Origin of the sequence: Pseudonocardia adelaidensis (assembly GCF_039543345.1) — a bacterium.
GTDB lineage: Bacteria > Actinomycetota > Actinomycetes > Mycobacteriales > Pseudonocardiaceae > Pseudonocardia > Pseudonocardia adelaidensis.
Map to the genome: position 1 here is coordinate 21,449 of NZ_BAABJO010000053.1, position 15,357 is coordinate 36,805.

The 15,357-nt window shown below is 72.3% G+C and carries 16 protein-coding genes and 1 pseudogene; 14 read left to right on the forward strand and 3 right to left on the reverse strand.

The window, feature by feature from the left end:
* The first annotated feature begins 1 nt into the window (after nt 1).
* The 4 genes from ABEA81_RS40265 (at nt 2) to ABEA81_RS40280 (ending at nt 3,133) form a co-directional block, all read left to right on the forward strand.
* Nucleotides 2–406, forward strand: coding sequence for an ester cyclase (locus ABEA81_RS40265; RefSeq protein WP_345613002.1), 405 nt, complete (start codon nt 2–4; stop codon nt 404–406).
* 83 nt (nt 407–489) lie between these two features.
* Entirely contained in the window at nt 490–1,683 is a 1,194-nt protein-coding gene (coaE, locus tag ABEA81_RS40270; RefSeq protein ID WP_345613004.1) for a dephospho-CoA kinase, read from the forward strand.
* Between the two features lie 101 nt (nt 1,684–1,784).
* A complete protein-coding gene (locus tag ABEA81_RS40275) occupies nt 1,785–2,474 on the forward strand; it encodes an RNA polymerase sigma factor (RefSeq protein WP_345613006.1) in 690 nt (229 codons plus the stop codon).
* Nucleotides 2,471–3,133 (forward strand): hypothetical protein, encoded by a 663-nt coding sequence (locus ABEA81_RS40280; protein ID WP_345613008.1) that lies wholly within the window; start codon nt 2,471–2,473, stop codon nt 3,131–3,133. The genes ABEA81_RS40275 and ABEA81_RS40280 overlap by 4 nt, the downstream gene beginning before the upstream one ends.
* 177 nt (nt 3,134–3,310) lie before the next feature.
* Here ABEA81_RS40280 and ABEA81_RS40285 read toward each other — a convergent pair whose 3' ends face one another.
* Nucleotides 3,311–3,829, reverse strand: coding sequence for a ribonuclease FAU-1 family protein (locus ABEA81_RS40285; protein ID WP_345613041.1), 519 nt, complete (start codon nt 3,827–3,829; stop codon nt 3,311–3,313).
* A 40-nt stretch (nt 3,830–3,869) separates the two neighbouring features.
* Between ABEA81_RS40285 and uvrB the strand changes: the two genes are divergently transcribed.
* The 3 genes from uvrB (at nt 3,870) to ABEA81_RS40300 (ending at nt 8,159) form a co-directional block, all read left to right on the forward strand.
* Entirely contained in the window at nt 3,870–6,050 is a 2,181-nt protein-coding gene (gene uvrB / locus ABEA81_RS40290) for an excinuclease ABC subunit UvrB (RefSeq protein ID WP_425570862.1), read from the forward strand.
* Between the two features lie 499 nt (nt 6,051–6,549).
* Nucleotides 6,550–7,827: a glycosyltransferase family 87 protein gene (locus ABEA81_RS40295; RefSeq protein ID WP_345613012.1), complete on the forward strand. Its 1,278-nt coding sequence runs from the start codon at nt 6,550–6,552 to the stop codon at nt 7,825–7,827.
* Nucleotides 7,824–8,159: an MmcQ/YjbR family DNA-binding protein gene (locus tag ABEA81_RS40300; RefSeq protein WP_345613013.1), complete on the forward strand. Its 336-nt coding sequence runs from the start codon at nt 7,824–7,826 to the stop codon at nt 8,157–8,159. Before ABEA81_RS40295 ends, ABEA81_RS40300 begins: the two co-directional genes overlap by 4 nt.
* A 169-nt stretch (nt 8,160–8,328) precedes the next feature.
* Here ABEA81_RS40300 and ABEA81_RS40305 read toward each other — a convergent pair.
* Nucleotides 8,329–9,093, reverse strand: a pseudogene (locus tag ABEA81_RS40305) (NmrA family NAD(P)-binding protein); the annotation flags it as partial.
* Between the two features lie 92 nt (nt 9,094–9,185).
* Between ABEA81_RS40305 and ABEA81_RS40310 the strand changes: the two are divergent.
* The 7 genes from ABEA81_RS40310 (at nt 9,186) to ABEA81_RS40340 (ending at nt 14,880) form a co-directional block, all read left to right on the forward strand.
* Nucleotides 9,186–9,752, forward strand: a complete 567-nt coding sequence (locus ABEA81_RS40310; RefSeq protein ID WP_345613015.1) for a TetR/AcrR family transcriptional regulator — start codon at nt 9,186–9,188, stop codon at nt 9,750–9,752.
* A 19-nt stretch (nt 9,753–9,771) separates the two neighbouring features.
* Complete coding sequence (locus ABEA81_RS40315) at nt 9,772–10,173, forward strand: VOC family protein (protein ID WP_345613017.1); 402 nt, start codon at nt 9,772–9,774, stop codon at nt 10,171–10,173.
* 48 nt (nt 10,174–10,221) lie between these two features.
* Entirely contained in the window at nt 10,222–11,124 is a 903-nt protein-coding gene (locus ABEA81_RS40320; RefSeq protein WP_345613019.1) for an EamA family transporter, read from the forward strand.
* Nucleotides 11,125–11,145: 21 nt separating this feature from the next.
* Entirely contained in the window at nt 11,146–12,396 is a 1,251-nt protein-coding gene (locus tag ABEA81_RS40325) for a GAF domain-containing protein (protein ID WP_345613021.1), read from the forward strand.
* A 104-nt stretch (nt 12,397–12,500) separates the two neighbouring features.
* The gene (locus ABEA81_RS40330; RefSeq protein WP_345613023.1) at nt 12,501–13,295 is read left to right on the forward strand and encodes an N-acyl homoserine lactonase family protein; all 795 of its coding nucleotides are present in this window, start codon (nt 12,501–12,503) and stop codon (nt 13,293–13,295) included.
* 38 nt (nt 13,296–13,333) lie between these two features.
* On the forward strand, nt 13,334–14,113 hold the full coding sequence (locus ABEA81_RS40335; RefSeq protein ID WP_345613025.1) for a carboxymuconolactone decarboxylase family protein: 780 nt from the start codon (nt 13,334–13,336) through the stop codon (nt 14,111–14,113).
* A 38-nt stretch (nt 14,114–14,151) separates the two neighbouring features.
* Nucleotides 14,152–14,880, forward strand: coding sequence for an SDR family NAD(P)-dependent oxidoreductase (locus ABEA81_RS40340; RefSeq protein ID WP_345613027.1), 729 nt, complete (start codon nt 14,152–14,154; stop codon nt 14,878–14,880).
* Between the two features lie 218 nt (nt 14,881–15,098).
* Here the strand turns inward: ABEA81_RS40340 and ABEA81_RS40345 are convergent.
* A partial coding sequence (locus ABEA81_RS40345) for a sensor histidine kinase (protein ID WP_345613029.1) occupies nt 15,099–15,357 on the reverse strand: 259 nt, incomplete at its 5' end.

Below are 15,357 nucleotides of genomic sequence, written 5' to 3' on the forward strand. Positions count from 1 at the left end.
CATGACGACTGACGACACCGCACGCAACAAGCAGCTGGTCGACACCTTCATCCAGGAGCTGTTCAGCAAGGGGGACCTGGACGCGGTGGACCGCTACCTCGACCCGGACTTCGTCCACCACGACCCCCCGGTCCCGGGCGCCCCGGACGGGCCGGAAGGGTTCCGATACGCGGCCGCGATGGTGCGGCGGGCCTGCCCGGACTGGCACAGCGAGCTGCACCAGCTCGTCGGCTTCACCGCCGGAGGCACCCACCGCGCGGAGCTCTTGGGGGTCGCGGCCACAGGGAACACGCTCACCCTGCCCGGCATCAACATCTTTCGCGTCCGCGGGGACATGATCGTCGAGCGGTGGGGCTGCGTCGACCTGGCCGGGCTCATGCACCAGCTGGGCCTGATCCCCGGTTGACCGAACCGGACGCGGGCCCGGCCCGTTCGAGGGTGCATCCCATCGCCTGAGAGCTGCGGGACACGGCCTTGTAGCCTCGCCCCGTGCTGCGGGTGGGGCTCACCGGGGGGATCGGGTCGGGCAAGTCCACGGTCGCGCGCCGCCTCGTCGCCCGCGGCGCGCTCCTCGTCGACTCCGACGTGCTGGCCCGGGAGGTCGTCGCGCCCGGCACCGACGGGCTCGCCGAGGTGGCCGAGGCGTTCGGGGACGGGGTGCTGGACGCCGCGGGCGCGCTCGACCGGCCGGCACTGGCGGCCGTGGTGTTCGGCGACCCGGCCGCCCGCGAGCGGCTCAACGCGATCATCCACCCGCGGGTGCGGGAGCGGTCCGCGGAGCTGATCGCCGCCGCGCCCGCGGACGCGGTGGTCGTGCAGGACGTCCCGCTGCTCGTCGAGAACGCCATGGCGCCGTTCTTCCCGCTGGTGGTCGTCGTGCATGCGGACGCGGAGGAACGGGTGCGGCGGCTCGTGCGGCGCGGGCTGGCGGAGGCGGACGCCCGCGCGCGGATCGCCGCACAGGCGAGCGACGAGGCGCGGCGGGCCGCCGCCGACGCCGGGCTGTGCAACGACGGCACCGAACGCGACCTCGAGGCGGCCGTGGACGCGTTGTGGGAGCGGCGGCTCGTCCCGTTCGAGGCGAACCTGCGGCAGCGGCGAGCCGCCTCCGCCGGTGCGCCGCGGCTCGTCGGCCCCGACCCGGAGTGGCCCGCTGCGGCCGCCCGCCTGCGAGCGCGCGTCGCCGCGGCCGTGGGGGAGCGCGGTCGCGGCGTGGCGCACATCGGGTCCACCGCGGTGCCCGGGCTGCCCGCCAAGGACGTCATCGACCTGCAGCTCGGCGTCGATTCGCTGGCCGACGCCGACGCGGTGCGCGACGTCCTGCAGGACGCCGGCTTCCCCTGGCACCCCGGCATCGACCACGACAACCCGAAGCCGCCCGGGTCCCCGGTGTGGCCCAAGCGGCTCCACGGCAGCGCGGACCCGTGCCGGGTCGTCAACCTGCACGTCCGCGAGGTCGGCTCGCCCGGATGGCGCTACGCGCTGCTCTTCCGGGACTGGCTGCGCGCCGATGCCGCGGCCCGTGCGGAGTACCTGGCGATCAAGCGGATGGCGGCCGAGCGGTACGCCGGTGATGCCGACGCCGACCGGTACGTCGAGGTGAAGGAGCCCTGGTTCGACGCCGCTTCCGAACGAGCCGAGAGATGGGCCGCAACTTCCGCATGGGTCCCGTCGTTGGACTGAACGGAGGATGCTGCCGGTAACAGACCGGAGTAGTCCGGCGATGGAGGAGGCAGAGCGATCTCCGTTCGGGTGAAGGGCGAGCTGTCGGGGAGGGCTGTGGCGTGACCGCGTCGGTCTCCCAGCGTGCCGATCTCGACGACGTGTCGGGTGACGCCGAACTGGTGCAACGGCCCAGCGTGAGCACCCCGGCCGAGCTGCGCGTGGACTTCGGGGCCCACCTCGAGGCCAACTACCAGCGTCTGGTCGCGCAGCTGTACGCCATCACGCTCAACCCGGGTGAGGCCCACGACGCCGTGCAGGACGCCTACTCGCGGGCGTGGCGCAGCTGGGCGGCGATCGGACGCACCCCGGACCCGAGCGCGTGGATCCGCCGCGTCGCCGTCCGGTCCACCATCCGCAGCTGGCGGGGTGCGCTGGCCCGCTTCGGGGTCGGCCGTCCGCGGGCGATCGGCGCAGGCGTCGACGAGCGCACGCGTGCCATCCTCAGGTCCCTCGCCCGGCTGTCCCCCGCCGAGCGGCGTGCGGTCGTGCTGTTCCACATGGCCGGGGCCACGATCGAGGAGATCGCGGCCATCGAGCAGGCGTCCGAGACGCTGGTCCACGCCCGGCTCACGCGTGGCCGCCACGTCGTCACCGAGGGGATGGCCGACGTGCTCCCCGACGTGCTGGGCGACGCGGCCGCCACCGGTTACGCCCCCGGCTACGGGCTCGACGGTCCCGGTGCCCGGGAATCCGACGACTACGGGCTCGACGACGGCGACGCCCACGACCACGAGGGAGGCCGTCGGTGACGGACGGCTACGAACGCATCACCGACGAGCTGCGCAGGCTCGATGACGAGCTGTCGGCCGCGGTCACGCTCCCGTCGGTCGACACCGTGCTCCGCCGCGCGAGCACGCTCAACCGGGCCAGCACCGCGGCCGCGGCGGCCGTCCTCACCGTCGGGGCGCTCGGCGCCACCACGGCGGTCGCGCAGCTCACCGTGCCCAGCCAGGCCGTCGGACCCGCCGCTTCCGTCTCCGCCGACACCGAGCCGTCGAGCCGGGTGGGGGCGGGCGCCTCGCTGCCCGTCGTCGAGGAGGTCCCCTCCTCCACGGAGGAGTCGACGGTGGAGGAGCCGTCGCCGGTGGACGAGCCGGTCCGGGCCCCCGCGCCGGATCCCGCCGTCGCCGCCCCGCCGCCACCGGTGCTCCCCCCGCCGCCCGTCGTGGTGCCCACCACCGAGCCGCCGCAGCGGACCACCACGTCCCGGCGCCCGGACCACAACGACGAGGGCGACAACGACGACCACGACAACGACGACGACCACTCCGACCGGCCGCCCACGAAGACGAGCAAGCCCACGAGCAAGCCCACCGAGCCGACGGAGCCCACCCGGCCGACCGAGCCCAGCGACCCGACGGACCCGGGCGGCGGCAGCGAGAGCGACGACCCGCCGACGTCGTCCTAGGACCGGATGGTCGATTCGGTGCACGTGGTGCCATCCGAGGTGCAGCGCGCGCACCGAATCCCCGATCAAGGCGAAATGATGGCCAATTGATCGGGAGCGATCATCTGCCCTTGATCAGCCCTTGCGATGCGGCCACCCGGACGCCGCTCGCCACGGCCGGGGCTCTTCGGCACACTCCTAGGCCCGTTCCTTCCACGTGAGGGTGATCCCGAAGGTGGAGAGCCACGCGTCCAGGTCGTGGCCGTGGCTCGCGAGGCCGTCCACGGCGCGGTAGGCGGTGTGCATCGCCGACTCGGCGGCGGCGGGGGCCAGCAGCCCGAGCGCGACCGCCGCCACGAACTCGTCCACGTCCACCACCGTGGCGTCGCGCCCGGTGCGCACCACGATGTCCAGGTAGTGGTCGGTGAGCACCCAGCGCCCGCCGTGCCGGGCGATGTGGCAGACGTCGAGGTAGAAATCCTGCTCGCGCGCGTGGCCCGGGTTCCACCACCAGTCGGTCACGCACAGCCCGAGGTCGGGCAGGAGCCACGACTCCACCCAGTGCGCCGTGGGCCGGTCGACCATCGCGCGGCTCATGTAGAGGCCGAACGGCGTCTCGCGGTACTCGTCCACCGGCCGTTCGAAGCCCTTGGTGTCCGTGTTGATGCGGCCGGGGACGTCGAAGGTCACGATCTTCGGCGGGTGCACCCGCCCGATGCTCCCAGAGACTGTCGGTGCGGCTCGTACCCTGGACGGCGTGGCATTCGCGACTGAGGTCCCCGGCAGCGCCGCGCTCCCGGACGTTCCGGTGGCGCACTCGGAGTTCCGCCCCGTCGGGGAGATCCCTCGCGCGGGCGGCCGCTTCGAGGTCGTCAGCCCCTACCGGCCGGCGGGCGACCAGCCTGCGGCCATCGACGAGCTGGAGCGCCGCATCAAGGGCGGCGAGCAGGACGTCGTGCTGCTCGGTGCCACCGGCACCGGCAAGTCGGCCACCACCGCGTGGCTGATCGAGCGGCTCCAGCGGCCCACGCTCGTGATGGCGCCCAACAAGACCCTCGCGGCGCAGCTGGCCAACGAGCTGCGCGAGATGCTGCCCAACAACGCCGTCGAGTACTTCGTCTCCTACTACGACTACTACCAGCCCGAGGCGTACATCGCGCAGACCGACACCTACATCGAGAAGGACTCCTCGATCAACGAGGACGTCGAGCGGCTGCGCCACTCCGCCACGATGAGCCTGCTGTCGCGGCGCGACGTCGTCGTGGTCGCCTCGGTCTCCTGCATCTACGGCCTCGGCACGCCGCAGTCCTACCTCGACCGGTCGGTCAAGCTCGAGGTGGGCGGCACGGTCGAGCGCGACGCGCTGCTGCGCGCGCTGGTCGACGTCCAGTACACGCGCAACGACCTCGCGTTCAACCGCGGCACGTTCCGGGTGCGCGGCGACACCGTCGAGATCATCCCCGCCTACGAGGAGCTCGCGGTCCGCATCGAGTTCTTCGGCGACGAGATCGAGGCGCTGTACTACCTGCACCCGCTCACCGGCGACGTCATCCGGCAGGTCGACGAGCTGCGCATCTTCCCCGCCACCCACTACGTCGCCGGCCCGGACCGCATGGAGCGCGCCGTCCGCGACATCGAGGCCGAGCTGGAGGAGCGGCTCGCCGAGTTCGAGCGGCAGGGCAAGATGCTGGAGGCGCAGCGGCTGCGCATGCGCACCCAGTACGACATCGAGATGATCCGCCAGGTCGGCTTCTGCTCGGGCATCGAGAACTACTCGCGCCACATCGACGGCCGCGCCGCCGGCTCGGCGCCGGCCACGCTGATCGACTACTTCCCCGACGACTTCCTGCTGGTCATCGACGAGTCCCACCAGACCGTCCCGCAGATCGGTGGGATGTACGAGGGCGACATGTCGCGCAAGCGCAACCTCGTCGAGTTCGGCTTCCGGCTGCCGTCCGCGGTCGACAACCGCCCGCTCACCTGGGAGGAGTTCGCCGACCGGATCGGCCAGACCGTCTACCTGTCGGCCACGCCCGGCCCGTACGAGATGTCCCGCACCGGCGGCGAGTTCGTGGAGCAGGTCATCCGGCCCACCGGACTGGTCGACCCGAAGGTCGTGGTCAAGCCCACCAAGGGCCAGATCGACGACCTCGTCCACGAGATCAGGGAGCGCAGCGAGCGCGACGAGCGCGTGCTGGTCACCACGCTCACCAAGAAGATGGCCGAGGACCTCACCGACTACCTGCTCGAGCTGGGCATCCGGGTGCGCTACCTGCACTCCGAGGTCGACACCCTGCGCCGGGTGGAGCTGCTGCGGCAGCTGCGGCTCGGCGAGTACGACGTGCTGGTCGGCATCAACCTGCTCCGCGAGGGCCTCGACCTGCCCGAGGTGTCGCTCGTCGCGATCCTCGACGCCGACAAGGAGGGCTTCCTCCGCTCCGGCACGTCGCTGATCCAGACCATCGGCCGCGCCGCCCGCAACGTGTCGGGCGAGGTGCACATGTACGCCGACAAGGTCACGGAGTCGATGCAGTACGCCATCGACGAGACCGACCGCCGTCGCGCCAAGCAGATCGCCTACAACGAGGCCAACGGCATCGACCCGCAGCCGCTGCGCAAGAAGATCGCCGACATCCTCGACCAGGTCTACCGCGAGTCGGAGGACGTTCCGGTCGGGGGCTCGGGGCGCAACCAGTCCCGGGGCAAGCGGGCCGCAGGCGAGCCCGGCCGCGCCCCGGCCGCCAGCTCGGGCATCGTCGCCCGCCGCGACACCTCCAACATGCCGCGGGCCGAGCTGGCCGACCTCGTCCAGCAGCTGTCCGACCAGATGCTCGCCGCCGCCCGCGACCTGCAGTTCGAGCTCGCCGCTCGCATCCGCGACGAGATCGCCGACCTCAAGAAGGAGCTGCGGGGGATGGACGCGGCCGGGATCCGCTGAGGGCGCTCTGCGCGCGGGCTGCTGCCGAGACGGGCCGGGCAGGCGGGCCCGGGGCCGGCGGTAGAAGCGTCGGCCGGATGGCCAGGGGCAGAGCCGGGACCGGCGGGCCGCCGCGGGCAGGACGGATCCGGCCAATCGCGCCGTGACAAGGGTCGGGCGGGTCGGTACATCAGGGTCGGCCGTGGTCGGAGGCCCAGGTCGTGTCGGGGCCCGCCGTCGGCTCCCGAGGTCCCGTGATCACCATCTGCGGTTGCAGGGCCGCACCGTTGCGGCTTCAGGACCGGATGCGTTGATCATGCCGGGTCCGGGGCACTCATGAGCCACACAGGTGCAGCCCATGTCCCGTTCCTGCTGATCGAGGGGCGCTCACCCCGGGTCCGGCTGGAAGATCACCCGCTCGGCGGGCGCCACGGGTACGGCGGGCTGCAGGGGTGGGGCGTCGCGCGGGCCCACGGTCGGGCTACCGTGGCGGGCAGAGGCGACAGGGGAGGGAGCCGGCGTGACGGTTGTCGGCGCATCGACCGCACGCACGCCTGCCGCATCGCGCCTGCTCCAGATCCTTCGCACGCCGTCGCGGGTGCTCCCGTTCACCCTGCCGCTGCTGGCGCTGGTGCTCGCGGGGCTCGTCGTGCACACCGGCGGCCGGCACATCGACCTCGAGGTCTACCGGTTCGGGGTGCAGGCCTGGCTGGCCGGCGGCGACCTCTACGGGCCCCTGCCCGAGACCTCCGACCACATCGCCCTGCCGTTCATCTACCCGCCGTTCGCCGCGCTGGTCATGGTGCCGCTCGCGGTGGTGCCGTGGGTCGTCGCGTGGGTGGGGCTGCTGGGCCTCTCGACGCTGGCGCTCGGCGCCACGCTGTACGCGTTCGCGCGGAGGTTGTGGCCGTCCGGGGGGCGGGCCGGCGCGCTGTCGGTGGCCTCGATCGCGCTGCCGCTCGCGATGGCCGTGGAACCCGGGCGGGCGATCGACTTCGACCACCCCATCGACGGGCGCCCGGCGTTCGGGCTCGAACCGGTGCTGCAGACCATCGAGTTCGGGCAGATCAACCTGGTGCTGATGGCCCTGGTGGCCCTCGACTGCCTCGTCGCCCGGCCGAAGTGGCCGCGCGGCGCGCTCATCGGCATCGCCGCCGCGATCAAGCTGACACCCGCGGTCTTCGTCCTGTACTTCCTCCTGCGCAGGGACTACCGCTCCGCCGTCACCGCGGCGGTCTCCGGGATCGTCGCCACGTTGATCGGGTTCGTCGTGGCGCCCGCGCAGTCCTGGCAGTTCTGGTCCGACCCGGCCGGTGGGGTGAGCGGGTCGCCGTTCTTCACCAACCAGACGTTCGAGGCGATGCTCGTCCGGGCCGGGGTGGACGGCACACCGCGCACCGTCGCCTGGCTGCTGCTGTCGGCCGGGTTGTTCGCGCTCGCGGCACCCGCGATCCGGCGGGCGCCCGCCCCGCTCGCCCTGGTCACGCTCGCGGTCGTCGGGCTGCTCGTGTCCCCGACGTCCTGGTCGCACCACTGGGTGTGGGCCGCCCCCGCGCTGCTCGTCGCGGCGGCCACCGCATGGGCGAAGCGGTCCAAGGCCTGGGCCGCCGTCACCGTCGCGACGGCGGCGGTGTTCGTGATCGCCCCCCACCAGTTCGTCCACCCGCGCGGCGGTGAGCAGGAGCTGACGTGGACGCCGTTGCAGCAGTTCGTCGACGGCACGTACGTCTGGTTCACGGTGCTGCTGATCGTGCTGCTCTGGTGCACGCGCCGGTCCTGGCCGGGAACCGCCCGGTGACCCACGACGAGCTCGTCGCCTACTGCATGGCCAAGCCGGGCGCGCTGGGGGACGAGCCGTGGGAGGGCGACCTCGTCGCCAAGGTCGGTGGGAAGATCTTCGCGTTCCTCGGCGGGGGCGCGCTGGGTGTCAAGTGCGGCCCCACCGCCGACGAGGCGGCGGAGCTGCGCCACCGCTACCCGGATCACGTCACCGTGCTCCCCTACATCGGCCGGCACGGCTGGAACCGGGTGCGGGTCGACGGGACGATCCCGGACGACGAGCTCCGCGAGATCGTCGACGAGTCGTACGACGCGATCGTCGCGAAGCTGCCGAAGCGGCTGCGCCCCTGAGGAGCGCGCTGGGGTCAGGCGTGGGCCGCATGCGTTCCCGTGCCCACGCGTCGAAGCTGGTGAGCGGGATGCCGAGCGCCCGCGCGAACTCGGGGCGGCCCGGCTGGCCCGCCACGTTCATCCACTCGTGCGAGGCACCCATCGGCGGCATCCCGGCGGCGAGCGCCTCCTCCTCGGTCATGTCGGGCGCGGTCAGCGACGTGCCCAGGGCGCGGGAGAGCACCTCGGCGATCTCGGTCATCGACAGGTAGTCGCTCGCCAGCTCCAGCTCGACCCCGTCGACCCGCTCCGGGGCCGCGACGGCCGCGGCGGCGGCCCGCCCGATGTCGTCGACCGCGACGAGGGACAGCCGGGTGTCCGGGGCGAGGACGCTCACCAGGCCGCCCTCGATCCCGCGCGGGAACAGGAACGCCATGGACGGGCGGAAGTTGTCCATGAAGAACCCCGGCTTCAGGATCGTCCAGTGCGGGAAGCCGGCCGCGCGGACCCGGTCCTGGATCGCGCTCTTGGCGCGGAAGGCGGGTTCGACCGACCAGCGGCCCCGGGCCCACGCCGGGTGCTCGGTGTGCTGGCCCGCGCCGGTGACGGACGTGTGCACGAACTGCGGAACCCCCGCGGCCTTCGCGCCCTCGACGAGGTTGACGCCCTGGGTCACCTCCCCGTCGAAGTCGAACCCGTCGACGGTGGCGGGGGCCATCTGCACGGAGAAGACGGCGCGGGCGCCGTCAGCGGCGCGGACCACGGAGCCGCGGTCGTGGAGATCGCCGGTGACCAGCTCGGCGCCGAGCGCTTCCACCGCCTTCGCCCGCGCGGTGGCCGGGTCGCGCACCAGTGCGCGGACGGGAACGCCCGCCGCGAGCAGTTCCCGGGCGGTGGCACCGCCCTGCCTCCCGGTGGCGCCGGTGACGAGGACGGGTGCGGACTCTGCGGACATCGGCTTCCTCCCCGATAAACGGCGAGGCCCGCCGTTTCAGCTCCGCTACGATATGGCGGGGGCCGCCACTTGGCAAACCTGGAGGTGACGCGATGCCCGAGCGTCAGCGGGCCGACGCCCGGCGCAACTACGCGCGGATCCTCGCCGTGGCGGAGCAGGAGGTCGCCGCCCACGGTGCCGCCGCCTCGCTGGAACAGATCGCCCGCGTCACGGGCGTCGGCTCGGCGACGGTCCGCCGGCACTTCCCGACCCGTCGCGCGCTGCTGGAGGCGGTCTCCCGCAAGCGGATCGAGGCACTGGCGGCCCGCGCCCACGAGCTTGCCGGCGAGGGCGACAGCCGGGACGCGCTCCTGACGTGGATGGGCGAGCTCGTCGCCTACTGCGTCTCGGCGCGCGGGCTGGCGGCCGTGCTGGTCGACGACGGAGCCGGATCCGACCCGGTGCACGAGAACGCCTGCTCGGCGGCCATGGAAGAAGCGGCGGGCCCGCTGTTGCGCCGCGCCGTGCGCGACGGCGCGGTGGCCGCGGACGTCACCGTCGCCGACCTGATCGCGCTCGCCGTCGGCGTCGTGCTGGCCACCGAGCACCATCCCGACCACGGCACCCGGGCGGACCGGCTGTTCCGGCTGACCGTGGAGGGGTTCAGCCCTCTCCGCTGAGAACAGGCAGGATGCAGCCATGGCGATCCCCCTCCAGATCACCGTGGACGCGCGCGAGCCCCGGCGCCTCGCCGCGTTCTGGGCGGTGGCACTCGGGTACGTGTTGCAGCCGCCGCGACCCGGCTACCTCGTGAGCGGCGGTGCCGATGCGGGGGAGGAGCAGTACACCGCCATCGTCGACCCCGCCGGGTTCGGGCCGCGGATCCTCTTCCAGCGGGTGCCCGAGCCGAAGCGGCTGAAGAACCGCGTGCACCTCGACGTCAACGCCGGGCACGGCGCCACCGACCGGCGGGCCGCTGTGCGGTCGCACATGTCGCAGCTGGTGGCCGCGGGTGCCACCGTGGTGCGGGAGATGCAGGAGGAGAGCGGTTGGTGGATCGTGCTCACCGACCCCGAGGGGAACGAGTTCTGCCTGCAGTGACCCCATTTCGCTGGTCCGGGCGGCCGCAGCACCGGAGACTGGGTTGACGTGACCACTCGTGACCGCCTGCTCGCCTGCTTCGTCGCCGCACTCTGGGGCGGCAACTTCATCGCCATCCACGTCGGCCTGGAGCACTTCCCGCCGCTGTTCATGGCCGCGCTGCGGTTCGTGGTGCTCGCGGTGCCCACCGTGCTGTTCGTGCCCCGCCCGCAGGTGCCGCTGCGGTGGCTGCTCACCTACGGGATCGGGTTCGGGGTGGCGCAGTTCGTCTTCCTGTTCATCGCGATGGACATCGGGATGCCGACCGGGCTCGCGTCCCTCGTGCTGCAGGCCTCGGCGCCGTTCACGGTGCTGCTCGGCATGCTTCTCCTGCGGGAGCGGATCTCGGTGCGGCAAGCGGTCGGGATCGCGGTCGCGCTGCTGGGCCTCGCTGCGATCGCGGTCTCGCGCGCGCAGGTGGCGGCCGTGCTCCCGGTGCTGCTCACCCTGCTGGGCGCGCTCGGCTGGGCGGTCGGCAACCTCGCGACCCGGCTCGCCGCCGCACCCAACCCGCTGCACCTGACGCTGTGGATGTCGGTGGTGCCGCCGCTGCCGCTGCTCGCGATGTCGTGGATCTGGGAGGGACCCGGGGCGGGCTGGGATGCGCTGCGGGGCGCGTTCACGCTCACCGGTCTCCCGGGGGTGATGGCCATCGGCTACATCGCGGTGCTCGCCACCCTCGTCGGGGCCGGGGTGTGGGTCGGCCTGATGCGCCGCTACCCGGCCGGCGTCGTTGCGCCGTACTCACTGCTCGCTCCGGTGGTGGGGATGACGCTGGCCGCCACGCTGCTGGGGGAGCGGCCGAGCCCGGTGGAGCTGGTGGCCGCGGCCGTCATCGTCGGCGGCGTCCTGCTGGGGACGCCGAGGCCGGCCCCGGCCGCGCTATCGACGGCGAGCGCCGCCGCTGCCTAGTGTGGTCCGCGGGTGATGCTGATGACGGCGGACGAAGGCGTCTGCGCGGTGCGGCCGGGCACGGACATCGGCCGCCACGCCCGCATGCTCTCCCGGGTCCACGACGCGCTGCTCTCGGGTGATCGGCCGCCCGCCTCGCCGCGCCGCCTCGTCGCACGGTCCTGGGAGCGGGTGCGGGCGCACGGGGTCGATCCCGACCTGGGCCACCCGGTCGTCCCGTTGCCCGCCGCCGAGGTGGAGCGGCGCCGGGTGGCGAGCCCGCTGCAGCGGGTGCTGCCCGAGCTGCGCGCCGCGCTCACGTCGGTGGCCGACGACGCCTCGCACATCATGGTCATCACCGACGCGGCGGGCCGGTTGCTCTGGAGGGAGGGGTCGGCGCAGGTGCGCCGCCGTGCCGACCGCCTCGGCTTCACCGAGGGCGCCGACTGGTCCGAGGGCAGCGTGGGCAGCAACGCGATCGGCACCGCACTCGCCGAGGCCGCGCCCGTGCAGATGTTCGCGGCCGAGCACTTCGTGCGGTCCCACCACGTCTGGACCTGTACCGCCTGTCCGGTGCACGACCCGCGCTCGGGCGAGCTGCTGGGGGTGGTCGACGTCAGCGGGCCGGCGCACACCGTGCACCCCACCACGGTGGCGCTCGTCGGCACCGCGGTGAAGCTCGCCGAGGCGAGCCTGTGGCGCCAGCACGAGGGGCGCCTCGACGCGCTGCGGGGGCTCGCGGCACCGATCCTCTCCCGCCTCCGGGGTGCGGGCCTCGTCGTCGACGAGCACGGCTGGGTCGCGGCCGTCACCGGCATGCCGAGCCTGGAACGGGTCGCGGCACCCCGCGCCGACCGGCCGATCTCGGTGCACGGCGTCGGCGTCTTCCTGCCCGAGCCGGTGCCCGGCGGCTGGCTGCTCCGCGTGGAGGACTCGGCCCGGATCCGGCTCACCCTCGACCTCGACGCCCGGCCGCCCCGCGCCGTCGTCGACGGGTCGGCGCGGTGGGTGCACCCGCTGTCCACGCGGCACGCCGAGGTGCTCGTGCTGCTGGCGGCCGCAGGCGTCGCCGGGATGGATGCGGGCGCGCTCTCGGTCGCGCTCTACGGCGACCGCGACCACCTGGTCACGGTCCGCGCCGAGATGTCGCGCCTGCGCCGGTCGCTGGGCGGCCTGCTGCTCGCCCGGCCCTACCGGATCGCCCCCGAGGTCGAGGTGTCGGCGCCCGACCCGGCCACGTCGTCGTTCCTGCACCGCTCCACGGCCCCGGGAGTTCGCCGCCTCCGGTCGTAGCCATCGGGGACGGGTCGCCGGCCCGCACCCTTGCCAATGATTGTCGGACAAGCATACAGTCAGGCAGACCCAGCGGTGAGCAAGCCGGACCCGAGGGAGCAGGGATGTCCGAGGCGGGCCTCGAAGTCGTCCAGGTCAAGTACGGCGAGCGGATGGTCAACCGGAGCGTGGTGTTCCACGACTACGCGCAGTACGGGCTGCCCGACGCCGAGCTGCACATGGAGTACAACTTCTGGGTCATCCGCGACGGGCAGGCGGTGATGCTGCTCGACACCGGTTACGACATCCCGGCACGCGACTGGCTCGGCGAGATCCCCGTCGTGTCGACGCCCGACGGCCTGGCGTTGCTCGGCATCGACCCCGCGGGCGTGTCCATGGTGATCACGTCCCATTTCCATTACGACCACATCGGCTACCTGCGGCTGTTCACGAACGCACGCGTCGTCAGCGGTCAGGCGGAGTACGACTACTGGTTCGGCAAGTGGCGGCGCGACGAGCTCGAGGGCGAGTTCACGATCGCCGAGCACCTCGAGCCCGTGAAGCGCGCCGAGGGCGAGGGCCGGCTGTGGCTGATCGGCGAGGAGACCGAGGTCCACCCCGGGATCACCGTGTACCCGGTCGGCGGACACTGCCCCGGCGAACTGCTGACGACGGTCCGGAGCCGCTCCGGCCCGCTGATACTGGCGGCGGACGCGGCGCACTTCTACGAGCAGATCGAGAACGAATGGCCGTTCTTCGCGTTCACCGATCTCCAGGAGATGCGCGCGGCGCTGTCGTTCATCAACGAGCTCGCTGCCAAGACCGGTGCGACGGTCGTCCCGGGCCACGACGGTCGCGTGCGCGACAGGTTCCCCGCGGCCGACGGCGAGGCGGCCCGGATCGCCACCGTTCTCGGCTGAGAAGTCGACGGATTTGAGAAGACGCGAGGAGACGAACGATGGCGTTGACCCCGGAGCAGGAAGCGCTCAAGAAGGAGTTCATCGAGGTGCGCGGCACCTGGGGCGAGCCGTGGGAGGGCGTGCTCCGGCTGGACCCGGCGTTCCTGCGCTCGTACCTGGAGTTCTCCGCCGTCCCGTGGCGCAAGAACCACCTCGACGACAAGACCAAGGCGTTCATCTACATCGCCGTCGACGCGGCGGCCACCCACATGTACCTGCCCGGCGTCCGGCAGCACATCAGGGCGGCGCTGAAGTTCGGCGCGTCGCCGCAGGAGATCATGGAGGTGCTCGAGCTGACGAGCACGCTGGGCATCCACGCGATGAACATCGGCGTGCCGATCCTGGTGGAGGTGCTCGAGGAGAAGGGCCTGCGGGACGGGCCGGCCGCCCTGGACGAGTACCAGGAACGGCTCAAGGCCGAGTTCACGAAGACGCGTGGCTACTGGCACTCGTTCTGGGACGAGATGCTCGAGCTCGACCCCGAGATCTTCGACGCCTACACCGAGTTCAGCTCCGTCCCGTGGCGGAGCGGCACGCTCGAACCGAAGGTGAAGGAGTTCGTCTACATCGCCTTCGACACGGCCGCCACGCACCTGTACGTCAAGGGGCTGAAACTGCACATCGAGAACGCGATCGGCTACGGCGCCACGCCCCAGGAGATCCTCGAGATCATGGAGATCGCATCGGTCATCGGCATCCACGCCGCGACGTCCGCGGTGCCGATCCTGCTCGAGGAGATGGAGGCAGCGGGGGTGGCGCTGCCCGGGGACGGGTCCTGACCCACCTGAACCGGCAACTCGAGCGGGGAGCGGAACCGATGGTGGATCGTCTGCAGGGCAAGGTCGCGCTCATCACCGGCGCGGCCCGCGGCCAGGGCCGTGAGATGGCCGAGCTGTTCATGCGGGAGGGTGCCAAGGCCGTCGTGTCGGGCGACGTCCTCGACGCCGCCGACGCGGAGGACAGTCTGGTCACCTTCGTGAAGATGGACGTCACGCAGCCCGATCGGTGGAAGTCCGTCGTGGCCGACGTCGTCGCCGAGCACGGGCGGATCGACATCCTGATCAACAATGCCGCGGTGTGCGAGTACGAGCCGATCCTCGAGACGACCGAGGAGCAGTACGACCGGCTGCTCGACATCGACCTGAAGAGCATCTTCCTCGGCATGCGCGAGGTGCTGCCGCACATGATCCGGCAGCAGGCGGGCTCGATCATCAACGTCTCGTCCATCTGGGGCCTGGCCGGTGTGCCCAACTCGTACGCGTACCAGGCGGCCAAGGGTGCGATCCTCAACGTCAGCAAGAACGTCGCGGCCACCCACGGCAAGGACGGCGTGCGCTGCAACTCGCTCCACCCCGGCTACATCCTCTCGCCGATGAACGAGCACCAGGCCCCCGAGATCAACGCGGCACTCATCGCAGGCACCGTGCTCAAACGACCCGGGGTGCCGATCGAGACCGCGTACGCGGCGCTGTTCCTCGCCAGCGACGAGGCCAGCTACGTCACCGGCACCTCACTCGTGGTCGACGGCGGGTACCTCGCGCCCTAGCCGGTTGATTCCGCTGGGCAGACTGCGGTCCTTCTCCGCGTGGCTGCTCTGCAGCGGTGATCAAGGGCAAATGGCCGCTCCCAGATCATTTGCCACCATTTCGCCTTGATCGGCGATCCGGTGCGCGTGCTGCACCTCGGATGACACCACGTGCAGCGTTCGCACGCCCGTCCTCGTCGTCACCAGCACCTCGGTAGCCGAACCTCCAGCAGCGATCCTCAGCTGCCGGGGTGCGGCGCGGCGGGTAGTCGGACCGTGACGCGGAGCCCGCCTGCGGGGCGGGGGGTGAGGGTGAGGGTTCCGTCGTGTGCCCGGGTGATGCTGGTGACGATCGCGAGGCCGAGGCCGATGCCTGCGTGGTCGGTGCGGATGCGGTCGGTGCCGCGGCGGAACGGCTCGGCGAGGGTGGCGATCAGCTGGGGGGCGAGTCTCTCGCCGGTGTTCTCGACGGTGAGCTCGACCGTGTGGGGGTGGGTG